Source organism: Streptomyces sp. CA-278952 (assembly GCF_028747205.1).
Taxonomy (GTDB): Bacteria; Actinomycetota; Actinomycetes; order Streptomycetales; family Streptomycetaceae; genus Streptomyces.
The window spans coordinates 5,273,592-5,294,126 of record NZ_CP112880.1 but is presented as its reverse complement, the minus strand read 5'-3'; the positions used below and the strand labels follow the sequence as shown (position 1 = coordinate 5,294,126).

The following is a 20,535-nucleotide window of genomic DNA, read 5'->3' as shown; positions in this document are numbered from 1 at the left end:
GGCGACGACGCCCCGACCGGGGGCCGGCCGGGCCCGCCGGACCGCCCCCGGCCGACGCCCGACACCCGCGGTTCTCGTGCCCCACGGCCCATCGGTCGGTAATCCGGCTCTGCGGAACCTCGGTCCCGTCCCCGCCGCATCGGCCGGTCCGGCCCCTCCGCGGCGGTCCGAACACGCCATGGTTCACGGCGGCGAGGGAGCGCACCGGCGCGGTCGTCAGGCGGCGGTTGTGCGCCCGGCGTGACCGGATACAGCACACGCAACCGATAGTTTCAAGCCAACTTCACCTGGGTGTCGAACCCTTCTCGGGATGGCCGGACACCCCACCGCCCACCAGGCAGGAACGGACCGCGCGGTACGCTTTCACCCGACGCGGACGGGCCACGTTGTCGAAGCGCACTTCCCTGGGCGCTTCGCGAGTGAAACGCTTCGTGATCGAACGCTTCACGCCACGTTTCCTTATCGACATTGAGGTGGTGGGGGAAGGTGTCACGGCGGGACCACGCGACGCAGTAGATTCGATCTTGGAAATCGGAGACTGGGGACACGTGCGACACCGAGGGGAAACGTGCAGGAGCGACAGGCCCGTAAGGACCAGGGAGACGCGAACACCGAGGGGGGCTTAGCGTCATGAGCCAGGACTCCGCCGCCGCGACGGAGGCCGCACGCAAGCTGACCGGGCGGCGACGCCGGGAAGTCGTTGCCGTGCTGCTGTTCAGCGGCGGCCCTATCTTCGAGAGCTCCATCCCGCTCTCCGTTTTCGGAATCGACCGGCAGGACGCGGGAGTTCCCCGCTACCGCCTGCTGGTCTGCGGCGGCGAGGAAGGACCGCTGCGCACCACCGGTGGGCTCGAACTCACCGCGCCGTACGGCCTGGAGGCGATCAGCAGAGCCGGCACCGTGGTGGTGCCCGCCTGGCGGTCGATCACCTCGCCGCCGCCCGCCGAGGCACTGGACGCGCTGCGGCGCGCCCACGAGGAGGGCGCCCGCATCGTCGGTCTGTGCACGGGAGCCTTCGTGCTCGCGGCCGCCGGCCTGCTGGACGGCCGGCCGGCCACCACGCACTGGATGTACGCGCCGACGCTGGCCAAGCGCTATCCGTCGGTGCACGTCGATCCGCGCGAGCTGTTCGTGGACGACGGGGATGTGCTCACTTCCGCCGGCACGGCCGCCGGGATCGATCTCTGCCTCCATATAGTCCGCACCGACCACGGCACGGAAGCCGCGGGGGCACTCGCCCGCCGGCTCGTCGTGCCGCCGCGGCGCAGTGGCGGGCAGGAGCGCTACCTGGACAGGTCTTTACCGGAGGAGATCGGCTCCGACCCGCTCGCCGAGGTCGTGGCCTGGGCCCTGGAGCATCTGCACGAGCAGTTCGACGTGGAGACGCTCGCCGCACGCGCCTACATGAGCAGACGGACCTTCGACCGCAGGTTCCGTTCGCTCACCGGCAGCGCACCGCTGCAGTGGCTGATCACCCAGCGGGTGCTCCAGGCCCAGCGGCTGCTGGAGACCTCCGACTACTCGGTCGACGAGGTCGCCGGCCGCTGCGGCTTCCGCTCCCCGGTCGCGCTGCGCGGGCACTTCCGCCGCCAGCTCGGCTCCTCCCCCGCCGCGTACCGGGCCGCCTACCGGGCCCGTCGTCCGCAGGGGGTGGCGGAGAGCGCCGCGACGGTGGTCGAGACGATGGTGCCCAGCCAGGGGCCACCGTCCGGACGCCGGGGCTCGTCCCTGTCCTCCGCGGCCGTCGCCGTGGCGGCGTCGGTGGGGTCCGGGGAGCTGTCCCTGCCGGGCCCTGACGCGTACGTTCCCGGACGCCCGGCCCTGCCGGGGCAGCGGAGCGCCCCGTAGGGTGGGGCGCATGAACGACCGCATGGTGTGGATCGACTGCGAGATGACCGGGCTCTCGTTGACGGACGACGCACTCATCGAGGTGGCCGCCCTGGTCACCGACTCGGAGCTGAACGTGCTCGGCGAAGGGGTGGACATCGTGATCCGCCCGCCGGACGCGGCCCTGGAGACCATGCCCGAGGTGGTGCGGCAGATGCACACCGCCTCGGGCCTCCTCGACGAGCTGGCCGGGGGTACCACCCTGGCGGACGCCGAGGAGCAGGTCCTGGCCTACGTCCGTGAGCAGGTGAAGGAGCCCGGCAAGGCCCCGCTCTGCGGAAACTCGGTCGGTACCGACCGGGGGTTCCTGGCGCGGGACATGCGCAAGCTGGAGGGCTACCTCCACTACCGGATCGTGGACGTGTCCTCGGTCAAGGAGCTGGCCCGGCGCTGGTATCCCCGGGCGTACTTCAACAGCCCGGCCAAGAACGGCAACCACCGGGCGCTGGCGGACATCCGTGACTCCATCACGGAGCTCCGCTACTACCGGGAGGCGGTCTTCGTGCCGCAGCCCGGCCCGGACTCCGAGCGCGCCAAGGAGATTGCGGCGCGCTGGTCGGCTCCGGCCGCACCGTAGGAAGCCGCTGGTCACGGGCGCGAAAGCGCCCGTGGACCGGCCCCGGGAAACGGGGGCGCGAGCACCCTCCCGGACCCTGTACACTTTTTCTCGGCCGGTCGGAAACGACCGGGCGACATGGTGGGTATAGCTCAGCTGGCAGAGCACCTGGTTGTGGTCCAGGATGTCGCGGGTTCAAGTCCCGTTACTCACCCTGAGGGAAGGGCCCCGGTCTTCGGACCGGGGCCCTTCTTCATGGGGTGCGGGGCGGTGTGCCGCCCGGTCGCCGGCCTGCTCAGAAGGTGACGTCGGAGCAGGCGTAGAAGGCGTTGCCGGTGTCCGCGATGGTCCAGACGCCGAGGATCAGGTGCTTGCCCGACTTCTGCGGCAGGTTGCCCGCGTGCGTGACCGTCGCCCCGGGCTGCCGCCCGCCGAACGGCACGGTGAGGAACGGCTGCGGGTCCAGGTCGGCCCGGGTCAGGGGCTTCGACGGGTCGTAGCCGTCCTTGGTGACGTAGTACCGGAAGTCGGTCGTGGCGTGCCGGGCGGTGATCCGCCAGCGGAAGGTGTGGCTCGCCCCGGCGCTCACGTCGGACGCGGGCCAGGCTCCGCCGCGCGGGTCGTCCAGCTCGGCGAACCGCTGGTTGCCCCCGGCGCAGATCAGACCGTCGCGGGGACCGCGCGCCGGGAAGCCCTTGGGGCCCTCGACGCTCGGCGGCTCCCACTGGATCTGCCCGCAGCCGCGGACGGTGCCGTTGCCGCAGAGCTGCTGCCGGCTGACCGGCGAGTCGGTGTACCCGTGGCCCTGCGCGCTGCCGGAGGTGGCCAGCAGGGAGACCCCGGCGATGGCCGAGTCCGAGGAGTAAGGAGGTGATCTTTCTGCGCATGTGGTGCTCCTGGGGTGAGGGGTGGAGCTTGCGGACAGATGGACCGGGCGCGGCGGCTCACCGCGTCCTGGTCTAGACCAAGACGGAGGCTAGTCCTGTCTTTTGGTCATGTCCATACCACTGAAAGGCCCCGGTTCGAGGACCGGGGCCGACCTGCTCGTTCCGGGCCCGACGTCAGGGCGCCGACGCCTCCAGGTGGGCGACGACCTGGGCATGGAAGCGGTCCACCGCCTCGTCGACGCTGCGGATGAAGCCGGTCTCGGCACTGCCTCGGCCGTTGCCCATGCCCTTGAACAACGAGAGCCGGAAGCCGGTGATCTGCGCCCCGTCCCTCGGAAGGATGTCGGCGGGCTCCGGGCGCAGGCGCTCCAGGGTGCCCCGGGGGCCGGCGCCCTCGCCGTCGACGAGCGTCTCGATGTGCAGATCGGCGGGGGCCTCGGAGAGTCGCCGGACCAGCCGCTTGGCCCGGCTGAGGGGATAGCCCGGCTCAGCGGCGGGGACCTCGATGGACGTACGGAGCTTGCCGGTGCGCAGGTCTGCGCTGATGGCCAGGACGCCCGGTGTGCCCTCGATGCGGATCTCGGCGCCGAGCCTCCCCTCCTCGCAGAGGTGGTCGGCCAGCTCGCTGCGGCGGGCGCTCGGATCGGAGCCGCGCCGCGCGCGCTGGACCGGCAGGACCTTCTGCCCCAGCTCACCGCCCAGCCGCAGACAGACCTGCCGCACCAGCCGCTCCCAGTTCTCGATGACCTCCAGGGCCCGGGCATCGCCCCGGCACAGGGTCTCGTCGTCGATGCCCCGGCGCACCGGGACCCAGGCCGCGCCCATGTTCTGGAAACCGTGGCAGCCGGAGTTCTCGTGCTGGAGGTACTGGAGGAGTTCCTGGAGCAGCCAGGCGTGCGCCGCGTTGCCGACCCCCTCGTGGCGGATCAGCATCTGCGCCTGGTGCACGACTTCGGCCCAGGACAGGTGCCAGAGCGCCACCTTGTGCTTGCGCCGTCGGTCGATCCGCACGTCGACGAGCGGGCTGCCTTCGAGCGCGACGTCGTTGGACAGGGTGATCACCGCCTCGTACCCGCGCCGGGCGGCGATGTCCATGTACGCCTGCACCTGGTCGGGCTTGAGCGCGTTCCCGTTGGTCTTGGTCTCGACGAGTGCGGTCCACAGCTTGCCCGCCCGTTCCACCCGGACCACACCGTCCGGGCGGCGCGGCGATTCCCCGTGCGGCAGGGTCACCTCGGTGAACGTCTCCATCCGGCCGGCCGGTGCGCCGAACCCGGCGGTGAGCCGGCGGCCGAACTCCGGCACCTGGGCCATCACCGACAGCACGACGGAGGTGGCGCGCGTCTCGCGCTCGCGGTCGCTCTTGAGCGCCGACACCGGGAACAGCCGGGCGGTACGCCAGGTGTCGTTGTCGGCGAGCGACTTCTTGGCCGTACGAGGAAGCGTGACCTTCTTCTTCGCCGTACGGGGGCGGCGGGCGGGCTTCGGCCCGGGTGCGGGGTCGGCGGGCTCCGGCTCGGCAGCCGCTCGTGGTGCGGCGGGGGCCGCAGGCGCCACCGGGTCGGCCGGATCGCCCGGGCCGGCTCCCCGGGCCTGGGCGGGAACCCGCGCGGGCGTCTCGGGTGCGTCCTGGCCGGGCCCCTTCTGCTCGGGCCCTTCCCGCTCGGGCCCTTCCCGCTCCGGCCCCTCCTGCTCGGGCCCTTCCCGCGCCGGCCCCTCCCGCTCCGGCTCTTCCTGCTCCGCGTCGTCGTCGATGTCGACGCCGTAGTCGGTGGCCAGCCCGGCGAGACCCGATGCGTACCCCTGGCCGACGGCGCGGAACTTCCACTCCCCCGAACGCCGGTACAGCTCGCCGAAGATCACCGCGCTGACCTCGTCGGCCCCCTCCACGGCGAACCGGACCAGGCCGTCGCCCGCGCTGTCCGCGAGGGTGAGGCGGAGGTCCTCCAGCTCGCCGAAACGGGAGCCGGCGTAACGGCTGGCGGCGACGACGACCTTCTCGATCTCCTGCGGGACGGCGTCGAGGTCGAAACTGATGCGGTCCTCGCTGCCGTCGGCCGTGGGCGTCTTGCCGAGCAGTTGCACACTCCCGTCGCCGGCCACGGGGTTGTTGTAGAAGCAGAAGTCGACGTCGCTGCGGACCTTGCCGTCACCGTCCAGCAGAAGTACGGAGACGTCGGCGTCGCCTTCGCCCGTGGCGCTGCTCCACCCCAGGCTCACCATCACCGAGCCGACGTCCTCGCTCAGCGTCGCCAGACCGACGTTGGCGCCCTTGACCATCTCGTGCACGAGGCCCCCCAGATGCACAGCCGCCCGGAACGCACCCCGACAGCCCACCGTGTGACGTGTGTGGTGCGTCACACAATCGCCGTACTCCGCGAACATTAGCCGTCGGAGCGAGGGCGCGTGAAGAACTGGTGAAATGACGAGTCGGGACGGTCACGACGAGTCGCGGACCACCAGCTCCGTGGGCAGTACCACCGAAGGACGCTCGCCGCCCGGGGTCCGGCCCGCGATCTCGTCCAGGAGGAGCTGCGTCATGCGGCGGCCCATCTCCTCGATGGGCTGGCGAACGCTGGTGAGGGCCGGGTGCATGTGGCGGGCGACCACCGAGTCGTCGAAGCCGATCAGCGCCACGTCCTCGGGAATGCGGCGGTCCGCCTCCCGCAGGACCTGGCGGGCGCCGGCGGCCATCACGTCGGAGGCGACGAACACCGCGTCGAGACCGGGGCGGCGGGCCAGGAGGTCGCGCATGGCCCGCGCGCCGCCCTCCTCGGTGAAGTCGGCGGGGGCGATGAGGCGCTCGTCGGGGGCCAGGCCGGCGGCGGAGACCGCCGCGCGGTAGCCGTCCAGGCGGCGCTGGGCGCCGTAGACCTCCAGGCGGCCGGTGATCGTGGCCACCTGGCGGCAGCCCCGGGAGACCAGGTGCTCGACGGCGGCCCGCGCGCCCCCGAAGTTGTCCGAGTCGACCGAGGGCAGCGTCTCGGCCGCGTGCCGGGCGCCGCTGATCACGCAGGGCATGCCCAGCTGCTCCAGGAGCTCCGGCAGCGGGTCGTCGGCGTGCACGGCGACCAGGAGTACCCCGTCGACGCGGTGGGCGGTGAGGTACTGGGCGAGCCGGCGGCGCTCGCGGTCGTTGCCGACGAGGGTGAGGAGCAGCTGCATCTCGGTGTCGGCCAGAGCCGCGCCGACGCCGCGCACTATCGCGGAGAAGTACGGCTCGGCGAAGAAGCGGGTCTCCGGCTCGGGCACCACCAGCGCGATGGCGTCGGTGCGGTTGCCCGCCAGGGCCCGGGCGGCCCGGTTGGGGACGTACCCCAGGTCGGCCACGGCCGCCTCGACCGCCTGCCGGGTCGCGTCGCTGACCCGGGGCGAGCCGTTGATGACCCGTGAGGCGGTGCCCCGGCCGACCCCGGCCCGTGCCGCCACCTCTTCGAGCGTGGGCCGTCCGCCGCTCCGTACTCGCGCTGCCGCCATGGCCGCCTCCCCGTTCCCGGTCAATTTCTCACAGCCGTACAGTCAATCCAAGTCCTGGACCGATCACCCCGACGAGCGTACGGACAGTGTATTGGGAGCGCTCCCAAGCGTGGGACGAAAAGGCGGTGGGCCCGGTCGGGATCGACCGGGCCCACCGCTCTCACCAGGTCAGGCGTCCGGGCCGGCGACCGGGGGCAGCGCGTGGCGGGCGATCACGTCGCCGTACCAGTGGGCGCTGGACTTCGGCGTACGGCGCTGGGTCTCGTAGTCGATGTAGACCGCGCCGAAGCGCTTCGCATAGCCGTAGCCCCACTCGAAGTTGTCCATCAGGGACCAGAGGAAGTAGCCCCGCACGTCGGCCCCGTCGGCCGCCGCCCGGCGTACCGCCTCCAGGTGGCCCCGCAGATACGCGATCCGCTCCGGGTCGTGGACCCGCCCGTCCTCGTCCGGGGCGTCGTCGAAGGCCGCGCCGTTCTCGGTGACCATCAGCGGCAGGTCCGGGTGCTCGCGCGAGACGTCCATGAGGAGGTCGTACAGGCCCTCGGGCTTGACCGACCAGTTCATCGCGGTGACCGGCCGGCCCTCGGCGAGGTGGAAGGCGACGTGCTCCGAGCCGGGCCACGGGGAGTGCTCGCTGCTGCCGTGACCGTCGTTGCGGGTGTCCCCGGCGCCGGAGGGCGACGCGCTCACGATGGTGGGCGTGTAGTAGTTGACGCCGAGCACGTCGATCGGGGCGGCGATGGCGGCGAGGTCGCCCTCCCGGACCAACTCGGTCCAGTTCACGATGCGTTCGGTGTCGGCCAGCAGGTCCTGGGGGTACGCGCCCTTCAGCATCGGGCCGGTGAAGACGCGGTTGCCCACCGCGTCGATCCGGCGGGCCGCGTCCGCGTCCGCCTCGCTGCCGGTCAGCGGGCGCACCTGGTGGAGGTTGAGGGTGACCGAGGTCTGCGCGGCAGCGGGGAGGTTGGCGCGCAGCGCCTCGGTCGCCCGGCCGTGGGCGAGGTTGAGATGGTGGGCGGCCCGCAGCGCGGCGGCCGGTTCGGTGCGGCCGGGGGCGTGGACCCCGGAGCCGTAACCGAGGAAGGCCGAGCACCAGGGCTCGTTCAGCGTGGTCCACATGTCCACGCGGTCGCCCAGGGCGCGGGCCATGATGGCCGCGTAGTCGGCGAACCGTTCGGCCGTCGCGCGCTCGGGCCAGCCGCCCGCGTCCTCCAACTCCTGGGGCAGGTCCCAGTGGTAGAGCGTGGCGACGGGCTTGATGCCGGCGAGAAGCAGCTCGTCGACGAGCGACCGGTAGAAGTCGAGACCCCGTTCCACGGCGGGCCCCCGGCCGGTGGGCTGGACCCGGGACCAGGAGACGGAGAAGCGGTACGCCTGGAGCCCGAGGCGCTTCATCAGGGCGACGTCGTCGCGGTAGCGGTGGAAGTGGTCGGCCGCCACGTCCCCGGTGTCCCCGCCGAGGGTCCGGCCGGGCGTGTGGCTGAAGGTGTCCCAGATGGAGGGCGTGCGGCCCAGCGCGGCGGCCGCGCCCTCCACCTGGTACGCGGCGGTGGCCGCGCCCCAGAGGAAACCGGTCGGGAAGGGGGCCGTGGCGGCGGGGGCCTGCTGCGGGACCGTGTCAGGTCGGACGGCTGTCATGTGGGAGCGCTCCCTGAGAAGGTGAGGGGGTGAGGAAGGGGGTCGGAAAGGGGACGGCGGGAGGCCGACGGGAGGGGAGGGGGGTCAGCCCTTCACCGCGCCGGACATGATCCCGCCGACGATCTTCTTGCCGAAGACCACGAAGACCACCAGCAGCGGCAGCGTGCTGATCAGTGCGCCCGCCATCACGATGGACTGGTCGGGGGTGTACGAGGCGCTGAGCTGGCCGAGGGCCACCTGAAGGGTCGGGTTCTGCTGGTTGAGGGCGAGGTAGGGCCAGAAGAAGTCGTTCCACGCCTGGACGAAGGTGAGCATCCCGAGCACCATCATCGCGGGGCGGGCCACCGGCAGCACCACGCTCACCACGATGCGGAGGTTGTTCGCGCCGTCGATCTTGGCCGCCTCGATCAGCTCGTACGGCAGCGCCTCGATCAGGTACTGGCGCATGAAGAACACGCCGAACGCGCTCACCAGCGTCGGGAAGATCACCGATTCGAGCTGCCCGCCCCAGCCGATGCCGGACATCATCATGAACAGCGGGACGACGCTGAGCTGCGGCGGGATGGTGAGGGTGGCGATGACCGCGGTCATCAGCCAGCCGCGGCCCCGGAAGCGCATCTTGGCGAACGCGTAGCCGGCGAGCGTGCAGAAGAAGAGTGTGGCGAGGGTGATCGAGGACGAGACGATGATGCTGTTGAGGATCGCCTTGCCCAGGTTGGCCTGTTCCCAGGCGGTCTGGACGTTCTCCAGCAGCTTGCCGCCCGGGAGGAACGGCGGGGTGGAGGCGAGGACCTCGTCCTGGGTGCGGGAGGCCGCGACCAGGGTCCAGTAGAGCGGCAGCAGCGAGCCGAAGCCGACGACGGCGAGCGCGATGTAGGCGAACGGGCCGCCCTTCATGTGCTGTCCTGCGCCCATCCGGAAGCGGCTCGGGCGCCGCGGGGCACTGCCCTTCGGGGCCGGCGCGAGCTTCACGGGGGCGGTGTGCGTGGGGCTGGTCATGGTCATGGAGGCGCTCCCGGTCAGACCGCGGACTTGCGGACGAATCGGCCGATGAACCAGTTGGCCGCGGCGATGATCAGCAGGAGGGCGAGCATCGCCCAGGCGACGGCGGCGGCCGGACCGAGATGTCCGAGGTTCCAGCCGTAGTTGTAGAGGTAGATGCTGAGCGTCTCGTACTGGTTCTCGTTGCCGCCGGTGGCGCCCAGCGCGCCGCCCTCCAGCAGCAGCGGCTCGCCGAAGAGCTGCATGGAGCCGATGGTGGAGATGACGATGGTGAACAGGATCGTCGGCCGCAGCGAGGGGATGGTGACCTTGCGGAACTGCTGCCAGCGCGAGGCGCCGTCCAACGACGCCGCTTCGTAGAGGTCGTTGGGGACGGCCTGCATCGCGGCGAGGTAGATCAGCGCGTTGTAGCCGGTCCAGCGCCAGATCACGATGATGGAGATGGCGAGCTTCGATGTCCAGTGCCCGTTGGCCCAGTTGACCGGGTCGAAGCCGACGAGGCCGAGCGTCCAGTTCAGCAGTCCGCCGTCGGCCCGGAACACCAGGGCGAAGACGAGGGCGGCCGAGGCGACCGAGGTCGCGTACGGGGTGAGGATGACCGTGCGCCAGAACGTGCTGGCCCGCAGCTTGTAGTTGAGGAGGTGGGCCAGGCCGAGGGCGACCAGGAGCTGCGGGACGGTGGAGATGACGCCGATCAGGAACGTGTTGCTGACCGAGGTCCAGAACTCGGGGTCGTGCAGGATCTTGTCGAAGTTCTCCCAGCCCACCCACTCCATCGAGTCCAGGCCGGTCATCTCCACCCGGTGCAGGGCGATCCAGCCGGTGTAGAGGAGGGGGAAGAGCCCGAAGGCCCCGAAGACGAGGAAGAACGGGGCGATGTACGCGTACGGGGACGCCTTGTCGTCGAACCGCCACAGCCGGCTGCGCCACAACTGCCGCCGCTCACTGGGCGGTTCTTTCTTCGGTTCACGGGGCGGGGGCGCGTACGCATCCCGGGTGGGGGTCGAGGTTGCCACGGGCGGGGAGTCCTTCCCTGGGTGCGCCGACGGACGGCCGGGGCGGCTGGACGGGCGGGGCGGCTGGACGGGCGGGGCGGCTGGACGGGCGGGGCGGCTGGACGGGCGGGGCGGCTGGAGGGGCGGGCGGGCGGCGGGGCGGGCGGTGTCGCCCGCCCGCCCCGGCGCGGGACCGGCACGGGCCGGTCCGGTGTCAGGTCAGCCGATGGCCTTGTCGATCGTCCGCACGGCCGCGTCCCAGGCGTCGTCGGGGCTGGTGCCGCGCTGCTCCATGTTGTTGATCTGGGTGGAGATGGAGTCCTTGATCACGCCGTCCTTCGGGCCGAGGACCGCCTCGGGGATGGACTTCGCGCCGTCGGCGTAGATCTGGCCGATGGGGGCGTTGTTGAAGTACGGCAGGGTCGCGTTCTTCACGTCGGGCAGCTCGTAGGCGCCCTTGTTGGAGGGGAAGACGCCGATCGCCTTGAAGACGGCGGCCTGCTGCTCAGGGGCGGTCAGCCACTTGACGAGCTTGGTGGCCTCGGCGACGTTCTTCCCGGACTTCGGGACGGCGAGGAAGGAGCCGCCCCAGTTGGCGGAGGCGTCACCGGGGGCGCCGGTGATGTCCCACTTGCCCTTGTTGGCGTCACCGGCGTAGGTGGAGATCTGGCCGGCCATCCAGGCGGGACAGACGACGGTGGCGACGGTGCTCTTGCGCAGGGCCGCCTGCCACTGGTCCTCGAACTGGGCCAGGCCCTGCGTCAGCTTCTTGGACGCGGCCTCGGCGGCGAGCTTCCAGCCCTTCTCGACGCTGGCGCTCTTCTCGTAGATCGGCTTGCCGCTCGCGTCGTAGTACTGCTCGGGGCTGGAGCTGACCACGGCGTTGAACATGGCGCTGGCGGAGTCCATGAAGTACGTGCCCTCGGGGGCCTTCTTCTTGTACTGCTCACCCAGCGCGAGGAAGTCCTCCCAGCCGCCCTCGGTCAGCTTCGCGACCTCGGCGCGGTCGGTGGGCAGTCCGGCCTTCTCGAACAGCTCGCGGTTGTAGCAGAGGGACATGGGGCCGATGTCGGTGCCCGCGCCGATGACCGCGCCGTTGGGGGCGGTGGCCTGCTTGGCCTTCCACGACACCCACTCGTCCACGGCGATCGTCTTGGAGAGGTCGGCGAAGGAGTCCGCCTTGGTGTCGACGATCTCCTTGATCCGGCCGACCTCGATGCCCTGGACGTCGGCGAGGCCGCTGCCGGAGTTCAGCTGCTGGAGGAGCTTGGGGTAGTAGTTCTTCTCCTCGGCGGTGGTGTCCTCCTTGACCGTGATCTTCGGGTTCAGCTCGTGGTACTTCTCGAAGAGCCCGGCCTCCTTGTAACCGAACTGCCCGTAGTCGGCGAGGGTCAGGGTGATGTTCCCGTCCGCGTCGGCTCCCTTGTCCGAGTCGGACGAGCCGCCGCATCCGGTGAGGAGGAGGGCGGTGACCGTGAGGCCCGTGGTGGCCACGAAGGCGGTTCTCCTGCGTCGGCCGGCAACGCTGCGGGTGATGCGCATTCCACTGCTCCTTGTTCCGGGAAGGGGAAGCGCGCGAGACCTTCCCCCAGAGTGGGAGCGCTCCCATGCGCCGTTGCCGGAAGGTTGCTGCCTCAAGGGGGTGGGTGTCAAGAGTTGAAGACGATTCCGTTGCCGAGGGATGTCCGGAGCGTCACGGAGGGGGCGTTGGGCCGCCCTCCCGTCGGAAGGTGAACGAGGGCAGGTCGGGCCGGGCGAGCTGCCGGTCCACCCCACCCCTGTTAATTTCTCCCTTATGTACCTTTCGATCATCCTGGTCGCCGACACCAGCCCCGGTGAGTGAGGCGGGATGGGCGTTCTGCGTGACCATCCCGAACTGGCCCTCTTCTTCTGCCTCGCGGCCGGTTACCTCGTCGGCAAGCTCCGCGTCGGCCCGATCACGCTCGGCGGCATCTGCGGCACCCTGATCGTGTCGCTGCTGCTCGGCACCCGGAACATCAGCGTCGACGACGACGTCAAGACGGTCTTCTTCGCGCTGTTCATCTTCTCGCTCGGCTACCTGGCCGGGCCGCAGTTCTTCGCCAACCTCAACCGCAAGAGCCTGCGCTTCTTCACGCTCTGTCTGATCGAGCTGGTCTGCGTCCTGGGCATCGCCTACGGGCTCGCCAAGGCCTTCGACCTGGACGTGGGCACGGCATCCGGAATCCTCGCGGGAGCGGCCACCGAGTCCGCCGTCGTGGGGACGGCGACCGAGGCCATCGGCAAGCTGGAGGACCTGACCTCCGCGCAGATCAGCGAGTACCAGGGGCACGTCGCCACCGCGTACACGGTCTGCTACCTGTTCGGCCTGATCACCATCGTGCTCTACACCAGCCAGATCATGCCGATGCTGCTGCGCATCAACCTGGCGGACGCCTCGCGCGAGCTGTGGGAGAAGATGCGCGGCGGCCAGGGCGGGCTGGAGTCCGACGAGCGCGACGCGCTGCCCGGCCTGGTCGGCCGCACCTATCTGGTGACGCTGGCGGACGGGCGGACCGTCGGCGGTCTGGAGAGCGCCCTGGGCGGCCGGATCACCGTCGAGGGCGTCAAGCGCGGCAGCAGAGTGCTGACGCCCTCCCCCGGCCTGGAGCTGACCCTCAGCGACCTGATCCAGGTGGTCGGGGAGCGGACGGCCATCATCGAGGCGGGCCGGGAGATCGGCCCGGAGACCCCGGCCGTACCGGGGCTCGACGCCCCCCTGGCCACCAGCCAGGTCGCAGTCACCGACAAGGAGACGATCGGCGCCACGATCGACCGGCTGGAGAAGCGCCATCCGGAGTTCCGCAAGGACGGCGTCTACGTCACCGACGTACTGCGCAACGACCAGCACCTGCCCGCCAGCGGGGAGACGGTCCTCGCCCGGGGCGACGTGCTCACCCTGGTCGGCGCCCGGTCCGGGCTGAACAGGCTCGTCGCGAAGCTCGGCGCGGTGGTGAAGAACGACGCCACCGACTTCATCTACCTCGGCTTCGGCATCGTGGCGGGCTCCCTGCTCGGCCAGGTCGTCGTGAAGCTCGGGGACATCCCGATGTCGCTCGGCACCGGCGGCGGCTGTCTGATCTCCGGCCTGGTCTTCGGCTGGTTCCGCTCCCGCAGCCAGACCTTCGGCGCGTTCCCGCCGCAGGCCGCGACCACGCTCAAGGACATGGGCCTGGCCGTCTTCATCGCCTGTACGGGGCTGGCGGCGGGGCCCCACGCCTGGCCGCTGCTGAAGGAGTACGGGGCGCTGCTGCCGTTCGCGGGCATCGCCATGGTGCTGGTCCCGGCGACGATCTCCCTGATCGTCGGGCGCAAGCTGCTGAAGATCGAGAAGCCGCTGCTGATCGGCGCGATCGCCGGACAGCAGTGCTCGACCCCGGCGATCACCTCCATCACCCAGGTGGCCCAGAGCTCCGTACCGCTTCTCGGCTACACGATCACGTACACGCTCTCCAACTTCCTGCTGCCGCTGACCGGGCCCATCCTCGTCGGCGTACTGGGGGCGTGACGTGATCGACTTCCTGAACCGGAACATCTTCCAGCCCCACCCCGAGCTGCTCGTCTTCCTCGTCGTCGCGTTCGGCTTCCTGCTCGGGAAGGTCCGCTACCGGACGATCGCGCTGGGCGCGGTGACGGGCTGTCTGGTGGCCGGGCTGCTGCTCGGGGCCCAGTTCGGGGTCCAGATCGACGACACGGTGAAGAACCTGTTCTTCATCATGTTCCTGTTCGCCCTGGGCTACCGGGTCGGCCCACAGTTCTTCCGGGGGCTGAAGAAGGACGGGCTGCCGCAGGTCGTCAACGCGGTGGTCGTCTGTGTGACCGGGCTGCTGGTGTCGTGGCTCTTCGCGCACCTGCTCGGTTACGGTCCCGGGCTCGGCGCCGGCCTGATGAGCGGAGCGCTGACCCAGTCGGCCGCGATCGGGGTCGCCCAGGACGCGATCGGCACCCTGCCCGGCCTCTCCCCCGCCGAGGTGAAGACCCAGGAGAACCTGGTCGCCGTCGGGTACGCGGTGACGTATCCGCTGGGCACCATCCTGTGCGCGATGCTCCTGGCCAACGTCCTGCCGCGGCTCTACCGCCGTGACCTGGCGAAGGAGAGCGCGGAACTGGCGGCGGAGCTGGACGCGCCGGACGAGAGCCCCGACGAGGGCGAGGGCTACTACGAGGTGGTGCTGCGCGCGTACAGCGTTCAGCGGCCCGATCTGGTGGGCCGCTCGGTGGCGGACTTCGAGGAGCAGCAGAAGGCGCTGGGCCGCCGGGTCTACCTCACCGGGATCCGCCGCGACGGCACGGTCCTGGAGCACGACCAGTCCCGCACGCTGCGCCTCGGCGACACCGTCGCGGTCAGCGCGATCCGGGGCGACCTGGTGGAGTTCGACGCGGTGACGCACATCGGGCCCGAGGCCGACGACGTGACGCTGCTGGGCTACCGCACCGAGACGCTGCACGTCGTCGTCTCGGAGAAGGCGCAGCTGGGCAGGACCGTGGAGGAGGTGCGGCGGGAGCCGTTCATGGTCGGCGTGTACATCGACAAGCTGTACCGGGCGGGGGCGGTCTTCCCCTACCGGCTGTCCACGAAGCTGGAGCGCGGCGACACGCTCGTCCTCACCGGCCCGGAACGCCTGGTCGGACCGGCGGGGAAGGCGCTGGGCAAGCCCGTCCCGACGAGCTTCGCGACGGACATGGTCTGGGTCGGCCTCGGCATCTTCCTCGGCGGCTGCATCGGTATCCCGGCGCTGACGGCGGGCGGGGTGCCGATCTCCCTGTCGACCTCGGGCGGCGGGCTGATCATGGGGCTCGTCTTCGGCTGGATCCGCGGCAAGTACCCGACGTACGGGAACGTGCCGCCCGGCGCGCAGTGGTTCATGGACACGCTCGGGCTCTGCCTGTTCGTGGCCGTCGTCGGCATCAACGCAGGGCCCGGTTTCACCAGCGGTCTTTCCACGGCCGGCTGGGGGCTGCTGCTCCTGGGCGCGGTCGCCACCGTCGTACCGCTGCTCGCCGGGTTCCTGGTCGGGCACTACGCGCAGAAGATCCGCTTCCCGATCCTGATGGGCGTCCTGGCGGGCGGCCAGACCACCACGGCGGCGATCGGCGCCGTCAACGAGACCTCGAAGTCCCAGATCCCCACCCTCGGCTACACCATCCCGTACGCCGTCGGCAACGTCCTGCTGACGGTGTGGGGCGCCGTGATCGTCCTGCTCAACCACTGACCCGCTACGGAGTGGACACCATGCCCAAGACCAGCATCAGCCGGGAAGAGATCCGGTCGTTCGCCCAGCTCTCCCCGTTCGAGCTGAAGGACAAGTTCATCCAGATCGCGACGGCCGCGCAGAGCGATCAGCCGGGCCAGAAGGGGAAGTCGACCCGGACGATGCTGAACGCGGGCCGCGGCAACCCGAACTGGGTGGCCACGGGGCCCCGCGAGGCGTACCACGCGCTCGGCTACTTCGCGATCTCGGAGTCCCGGCGGGTGTGGACGGCCGACAACCTGGGCGGCATGCCGGAGGAGTCGGGGTGCGCCGCGCGCTTCGAGCACTTCGTCCGTACGCACCCGGAGCTGCCGGGCATCGAGCTGCTGAAGGCGAGCGTGGACCTGGCGGTGAAGCGGTTCGGCTTCGACCGGGACGCGTTCGTGCACGAGCTGGCGGACTCCTCGATCGGCGACAACTACCCCGTCCCGGACCGGATCCTGCACCACACCGAGCAGATCGTGCGCGGCTACATCGCGGACGAGATGTTCGACCACCGGCCGCCGGAGGGGCAGACGTTGAGCCTGTTCGCGACCGAGGGCGGCACGGCGGCGATGTGCTACGTCTTCGACTCGCTGATGAAGAACGGGATCCTGGAGAAGGGCGACCGGATCGCCCTGATGGTGCCGGTGTTCACCCCGTACCTGGAGATCCCGGAGCTGGACACGTACGACTTCGACGTGGTGCGGGTGGAGGCGAGCCTGTTCACGGAGACGGGGGTGCGGCAGTGGCGCTACCCGGAGGAGGAGATTGCCAAGCTGGCGGACCCGTCGGTGAAGCTGGTCTGCTGCGTGAACCCGAGCAACCCGCCCTCCCTCGCGCTCTCCACCCGGGTCTCCGAGCAGATCGTCTCCGTCGTCGGCGAGCGGAACCCGAACCTGATCATCGTGACCGACGACGTGTACGGGACCTTCGTGGAGGGCTTCCGCTCGCTCGCGGCCGACCTGCCGCGCAACACGCTCCTCGTCTACTCCTACTCCAAGCACTACGGGGCGACCGGGTGGCGGCTCGGAGTGATCGCGCTGCACGATGACAACGTGATCGACGCGATGCTGGCGGAACAGGACCGGGAGCAGAAGGACCGGCTCGACAAGCGTTACGGCACCCTGTCGTTGGAGCCGGAGAAGATCCGGTTCATCGACCGGCTGGTGGCGGACTCCCGGCAGGTGGCGCTGAACCACACGGCGGGTCTGTCGCTGCCGCAGCAGATGATGATGGCGCTGTTCTCGCTGTTCGACATGTTGGACGAGGGCCAGGCCTACAAGCACCGGATCCGGGCGATCGTCCGGCAGCGGCTCGAACTTCTCCTGGAAGGCGCGCACATGAAGGTCTCGGAGGACCCGAAGAGGGCGGCGTACTACATCGAGCTGGATCTGCTGGCCGAGGCGGAGCGCGTGCACGGGAAGCCGTTCGCCGACTTCCTGGAGAAGAACTACGAGCCGGTCGACCCGCTGTTCCGGCTGGCCGAGCAGACCTCGGTGGTGCTGCTCAACGGCGGCGGCTTCGACGGCCCGGAGTGGTCGGTGCGGGTGTCGCTGGCCAACCTGGACGATCTGGACTACCTGAAGATCGGCCACCATCTGCGGGCGATCTTCGACGCGTACGCGCAGGAGTGGCGGGCTCAGGCCGGGTGAGGTGCACGCCCCGGCCGGAGGTGGGGTGGGGTCCGGCCGGGACGCGCGGTGGGGGGCATAGGTGCGGTTCGGGGCCCGAGGGGAACGTACGGGCTACTGGCCGCCGGTTTCCCCACCGCCACCGGGGCGACCGGTGGCGGCGGGGCCGGCGTGGGGGTCTGTACCGCCGACGAGGAGGTACGACGAGCACGCTAGCGGCAACGGACCGGACAAAGAGGGTGTTGCGGACCGCGGTCGGTGTTCTTAGGGCGGGCTTAAGGAACCCATCGGAGCGGGTTAATGCTGGGGCCCGGGGACGGTCGTGGTCCGGGGTTCCCTGCGCCGCTGCCAGCCGGTCCGGCGGCCGACCCGTCGGCCGTGTCCGCGCCGGCCGCGCTCGGGGCGGCTCCCGTACAGGCCGATCCAGATCCGGACCTCGGTGCCGCCGAGGACGGACCGGCCGATGCGCAGGTCGCCGCCGGTGGACTCGGCGACCCGGCGCACGATGTCGAGGCCGAGGCCGGTGGAGCCGACGGACCCGCTCGCTCCGTCACGCCCGCTGGCCCCCCGGGCGAGGGCGGCCTCCGGGTCGGGGATCCCGGGGCCGGCGTCGGAGACGAGCACGATGACCGCGTCGCCGCTGTGGTGGACGTCGACGGAGAAGGCGGTGCCCTCCGGGGTGTGGCGGAAGACGTTGCCGAGCAACGCATCGAGGGCGGCTGCCAGTTCGGGGCGGGCCACGGGGATGCGCACCGTACGGTCGACTCCCGCGAGGCGCACCTCACGGCCCTCGTCCTCCGCCAGCGCCGACCAGAAGCCCATGCGTTCACGGATCACCTCGGAGGCGTCGCAGCCCGCCCCCGTCTGCCCGCCCGGGGACTGCGGGCGCTGCTCGCGGGCGGTCCGGATGATCGTGTCGACCTCGTGCTCCAACTGCTGGACCGCCGCCCGGGTCTGTTCGGCCGCCGGACCCTCGCCGAGCGACGCGGCGTTCAGCCGGAGCACGGTGAGCGGGGTGCGCAGCCGGTGCGAGAGGTCGGCGGCCAGCTCGCGCTCGTTGGCCAGGAGCTGGACGACCTGGTCGGCCATGGAGTTGAACGCGATGGCGGCGGACCGCAGTTCGGTGGGGCCGTCCTCGGGGACCCGGGTGCCGAGCCGCCCCTCCCCCAGGTCCTGGGCGGCGCCCGCGAGGCGCTGGGCGGGCTCCACCATCCGTACGCCGAGCCGGTCGGCGACCGCGACCGAGCCGACGATCAGCGCGACACCGACGCCCGCCAGCGTCAGCCACGCGGTGGCGACCCCGTGGGAGACCTCGCCCTCGGGGACGAACACCTCGACGACGGCGATGTCCCCGGTGCCCAGCGCGGTCGGCTGAAGGAGGGCGAAGCCGCCGGGGACCTCGGTGATGGAGGCGCGCCCGGCCTTGCGCACGGTCGCCACGTCCTTGGGGGTGGCGCGCCGGGTGCCGATGTCCAGGGGCCCTCCCTCGGCGGGGACATGGACGGCGAGGCGTCCCCGGTCGCCCGGTTCGGTGGACAGGACGGCCCGGGTCAGCTCCTCGCGGTCGGTGGTGATGGAGAGCGTCGGGGCGATCATCGCGGCCTGGCGTTCGGCGTCGGAGAACGCCCGGTCGCTGGCCAGCTCCCGGATGACGAGTCCGAGCGGCACGGCGAAGGCGATGACGACCATGGCGGTGACCGCGAGGCAGACCTTGACCAGGGCCCATCTCATGCGGGCGGCTCCGTGAGCGGCGTACCGACCGGAGTGCCGGCCGGGGCGTCGGCCCTGGCATCCGCCGGTCCATCGGCCGGCGGCTGGAGCTTCACGCCGACGCCGCGCAGCGTGTGCAGATAGCGCGGCCGGGCGGCGGTCTCGCCGAGCTTGCGGCGCAGCCAGGACAGATGGACGTCGATGGTCTGGTCGTCACCGTAGGACTGCTGCCAGACCTCGGCCAGCAGCTCCTTGCGGGCGACGACCACACCGGGCCGGCCGGCCAGGAAGGTGAGCAGGTCGAATTCGCGTCGGGTGAGGTCGAGTTCGGCCCCGTCCAGCTCTGCGGTGCGGCGCAGCGGGTCGATGGAGAGCCCGCCGACGCGGAGGACCCTGGGCGGCGCCTCACCGCCGGCCGCGCGCGAGCGGCGCAGCACGGCGGCCATCCGGGCGGAGAGGTGCTCGACGGAGAACGGTTTCGTCAGGTAGTCGTCGGCGCCGTCGTTGAGCAGCCGGACGATCTCGCTCTCGTCGTCCCGGGCGGTGGCGATGATCACGGGCACATCGGTGATGGACCGCAGCATCTTCAGCGCCTCGGCGCCGTCCAGGTCGGGCAGCCCGAGGTCGAGGATGACCACGTCGAAGCGGAAGTGCGCGACCTCGCGCAGCGCTTCGAGCGCGGTGCCCACGCTCCGTACCGTGTGGGAGGCCTCACTGAGGTGCCGGATGAGGGCGGAACGTACGAACTGGTCGTCCTCGACCACGAGCACACTTGCCATGGGCGGCACCGTACGCCATGCCGGCGGGCCCGGTCCCGGCCCCGCCGGAAACCTCCGCAAAGGCCGGAGAAGGCCGGTTGTGCACGACCTCCGGGGGCCTTCGGGGGCGAGCTGGGCGGGCCGGGTGGTGCAGGATGTGCCGATGCAACGAGGACTCGTACACGCGCTGGCGTGGACGCTCGCCACCGGCGCGGCGGTCACGCTCTCCTGGTGGGGCGTGCACACGGTCATGACGGGGACGGCCTACGACCCGCCCCGGGCCGTGCCGGTCTCGGTGGGTTCGGGGCCTCCCCAGCGCATCGGGCAGAGCACCGGGCAGCCGCTCGTCTCCTCGACGCACCGGACCTCCCCCTCCCCCTCTCCCTCCGCCTCGTCGCGCACCGGCGGGGCGAGCCCCTCGCCGTCGGCCCCGCGCCCCTCCCGTACGCCGTCGGCCACCCCGGCCAAGCCGCCCGCGCCTGCGACCTCGGGCGAGGTGAAGAGCTACCGCACCGGCGGCGGCCGGGTGGTGTTCGAGCTCGGCACGCGCTCGGCGAAGCTCGTCTCGGCGACGCCGGAGCCGGGCTGGTCGATGCAGGTGTGGACGAACGACGCCTGGATCCGGGTGGACTTCAGCGACGGGGGCGGGGAGAACGGGAAGACGTACTCGGTGTTCTGCACCTGGAACGGGACTCCGCCGACGGTGCAGGTCGTCGAACCGTGATCAGGTCCCGGCCGGGGG

The 20,535-nt window shown here is 71.1% G+C and carries 14 protein-coding genes, 1 tRNA gene and 1 pseudogene; 7 read left to right on the top strand and 9 right to left on the bottom strand.

Going from position 1 to position 20,535, the window contains the following annotated elements; translation table 11 throughout:
* Positions 1–630 precede the first annotated feature (630 nt).
* The 3 genes from N7925_RS23740 (at position 631) to N7925_RS23730 (ending at position 2,657) form a co-directional block, all read left to right on the top strand.
* Positions 631–1,848, top strand: coding sequence for a helix-turn-helix domain-containing protein (locus N7925_RS23740; RefSeq protein WP_265601466.1), 1,218 nt, complete (start codon positions 631–633; stop codon positions 1,846–1,848).
* 10 nt (positions 1,849–1,858) lie between these two features.
* Positions 1,859–2,464 (top strand): oligoribonuclease, encoded by a 606-nt coding sequence (orn, locus tag N7925_RS23735; protein WP_265601465.1) that lies wholly within the window; start codon positions 1,859–1,861, stop codon positions 2,462–2,464.
* Between the two features lie 120 nt (positions 2,465–2,584).
* A tRNA-His gene (locus N7925_RS23730) sits at positions 2,585–2,657 on the top strand.
* Positions 2,658–2,738: 81 nt separating this feature from the next.
* Here N7925_RS23730 and N7925_RS23725 read toward each other — a convergent pair.
* The 7 genes and pseudogenes from N7925_RS23725 to N7925_RS23695 form a co-directional block, all read right to left on the bottom strand.
* Positions 2,739–3,330, bottom strand: a pseudogene (locus tag N7925_RS23725) (lytic polysaccharide monooxygenase auxiliary activity family 9 protein).
* A 174-nt stretch (positions 3,331–3,504) separates the two neighbouring features.
* Complete coding sequence (locus N7925_RS23720) at positions 3,505–5,610, bottom strand: TerD family protein (protein ID WP_274346544.1); 2,106 nt, start codon at positions 5,608–5,610, stop codon at positions 3,505–3,507.
* Positions 5,611–5,769: 159 nt separating this feature from the next.
* Complete coding sequence (locus N7925_RS23715; protein WP_265601463.1) at positions 5,770–6,807, bottom strand: LacI family DNA-binding transcriptional regulator; 1,038 nt, start codon at positions 6,805–6,807, stop codon at positions 5,770–5,772.
* Positions 6,808–6,975: 168 nt separating this feature from the next.
* Positions 6,976–8,445: a GH1 family beta-glucosidase gene (locus N7925_RS23710; RefSeq protein ID WP_274345093.1), complete on the bottom strand. Its 1,470-nt coding sequence runs from the start codon at positions 8,443–8,445 to the stop codon at positions 6,976–6,978.
* An 84-nt stretch (positions 8,446–8,529) separates the two neighbouring features.
* Positions 8,530–9,450 (bottom strand): carbohydrate ABC transporter permease, encoded by a 921-nt coding sequence (locus N7925_RS23705; protein ID WP_265601461.1) that lies wholly within the window; start codon positions 9,448–9,450, stop codon positions 8,530–8,532.
* 14 nt (positions 9,451–9,464) lie between these two features.
* Complete coding sequence (locus N7925_RS23700) at positions 9,465–10,463, bottom strand: carbohydrate ABC transporter permease (protein WP_265601460.1); 999 nt, start codon at positions 10,461–10,463, stop codon at positions 9,465–9,467.
* 198 nt (positions 10,464–10,661) lie between these two features.
* The gene (locus tag N7925_RS23695) at positions 10,662–11,984 is read right to left on the bottom strand and encodes an ABC transporter substrate-binding protein (protein ID WP_265601459.1); all 1,323 of its coding nucleotides are present in this window, start codon (positions 11,982–11,984) and stop codon (positions 10,662–10,664) included.
* Positions 11,985–12,291: 307 nt separating this feature from the next.
* Here N7925_RS23695 and aspT (N7925_RS23690) point away from each other — a divergent pair, with 307 nt between their 5' ends.
* The 3 genes from aspT (N7925_RS23690) to N7925_RS23680 are packed head-to-tail and all read left to right on the top strand — an operon-like array spanning position 12,292 to position 17,346.
* Complete coding sequence (gene aspT / locus N7925_RS23690) at positions 12,292–13,968, top strand: aspartate-alanine antiporter (RefSeq protein ID WP_274345092.1); 1,677 nt, start codon at positions 12,292–12,294, stop codon at positions 13,966–13,968.
* A gap of 1 nt (position 13,969) precedes the next feature.
* A complete protein-coding gene (gene aspT, locus N7925_RS23685) occupies positions 13,970–15,673 on the top strand; it encodes an aspartate-alanine antiporter (protein ID WP_274345090.1) in 1,704 nt (567 codons plus the stop codon).
* Positions 15,674–15,693: 20 nt separating this feature from the next.
* On the top strand, positions 15,694–17,346 hold the full coding sequence (locus N7925_RS23680; RefSeq protein ID WP_274345089.1) for a bifunctional aspartate transaminase/aspartate 4-decarboxylase: 1,653 nt from the start codon (positions 15,694–15,696) through the stop codon (positions 17,344–17,346).
* A gap of 276 nt (positions 17,347–17,622) precedes the next feature.
* Here the strand turns inward: N7925_RS23680 and N7925_RS23675 are convergent, their stop codons facing one another.
* Together N7925_RS23675 and N7925_RS23670 are read right to left on the bottom strand one after the other, a co-directional pair.
* A complete protein-coding gene (locus tag N7925_RS23675) occupies positions 17,623–19,056 on the bottom strand; it encodes a sensor histidine kinase (protein WP_265601455.1) in 1,434 nt (477 codons plus the stop codon).
* Complete coding sequence (locus N7925_RS23670) at positions 19,053–19,814, bottom strand: response regulator transcription factor (RefSeq protein ID WP_265601454.1); 762 nt, start codon at positions 19,812–19,814, stop codon at positions 19,053–19,055. The genes N7925_RS23675 and N7925_RS23670 overlap by 4 nt, the downstream gene beginning before the upstream one ends.
* 142 nt (positions 19,815–19,956) lie before the next feature.
* On the opposite strand from N7925_RS23670, the gene N7925_RS23665 reads away from it, so the two are divergent.
* Positions 19,957–20,517: a hypothetical protein gene (locus tag N7925_RS23665; RefSeq protein ID WP_274345088.1), complete on the top strand. Its 561-nt coding sequence runs from the start codon at positions 19,957–19,959 to the stop codon at positions 20,515–20,517.
* Positions 20,518–20,535 lie beyond the last annotated feature (18 nt).

What these genes read in the sequence shown, in the direction of transcription:
- N7925_RS23740 (WP_265601466.1), top strand. Translation starts at nt 631, where the DNA reads ATGAGCCAGGACTCCGCCGCCGCGACGGAGGCCGCACGCAAGCTGACC.
- orn (WP_265601465.1), top strand. Translation starts at nt 1,859, where the DNA reads ATGAACGACCGCATGGTGTGGATCGACTGCGAGATGACCGGGCTCTCG.
- N7925_RS23720 (WP_274346544.1), bottom strand. Translation starts at nt 5,610, where the DNA reads ATGGTCAAGGGCGCCAACGTCGGTCTGGCGACGCTGAGCGAGGACGTC.
- N7925_RS23715 (WP_265601463.1), bottom strand. Translation starts at nt 6,807, where the DNA reads ATGGCGGCAGCGCGAGTACGGAGCGGCGGACGGCCCACGCTCGAAGAG.
- N7925_RS23710 (WP_274345093.1), bottom strand. Translation starts at nt 8,445, where the DNA reads ATGACAGCCGTCCGACCTGACACGGTCCCGCAGCAGGCCCCCGCCGCC.
- N7925_RS23705 (WP_265601461.1), bottom strand. Translation starts at nt 9,450, where the DNA reads ATGACCATGACCAGCCCCACGCACACCGCCCCCGTGAAGCTCGCGCCG.
- N7925_RS23695 (WP_265601459.1), bottom strand. Translation starts at nt 11,984, where the DNA reads ATGCGCATCACCCGCAGCGTTGCCGGCCGACGCAGGAGAACCGCCTTC.
- aspT (WP_274345092.1), top strand. Translation starts at nt 12,292, where the DNA reads ATGGGCGTTCTGCGTGACCATCCCGAACTGGCCCTCTTCTTCTGCCTC.
- N7925_RS23680 (WP_274345089.1), top strand. Translation starts at nt 15,694, where the DNA reads ATGCCCAAGACCAGCATCAGCCGGGAAGAGATCCGGTCGTTCGCCCAG.
- N7925_RS23675 (WP_265601455.1), bottom strand. Translation starts at nt 19,056, where the DNA reads ATGAGATGGGCCCTGGTCAAGGTCTGCCTCGCGGTCACCGCCATGGTC.
- N7925_RS23670 (WP_265601454.1), bottom strand. Translation starts at nt 19,814, where the DNA reads ATGGCAAGTGTGCTCGTGGTCGAGGACGACCAGTTCGTACGTTCCGCC.
- N7925_RS23665 (WP_274345088.1), top strand. Translation starts at nt 19,957, where the DNA reads ATGCAACGAGGACTCGTACACGCGCTGGCGTGGACGCTCGCCACCGGC.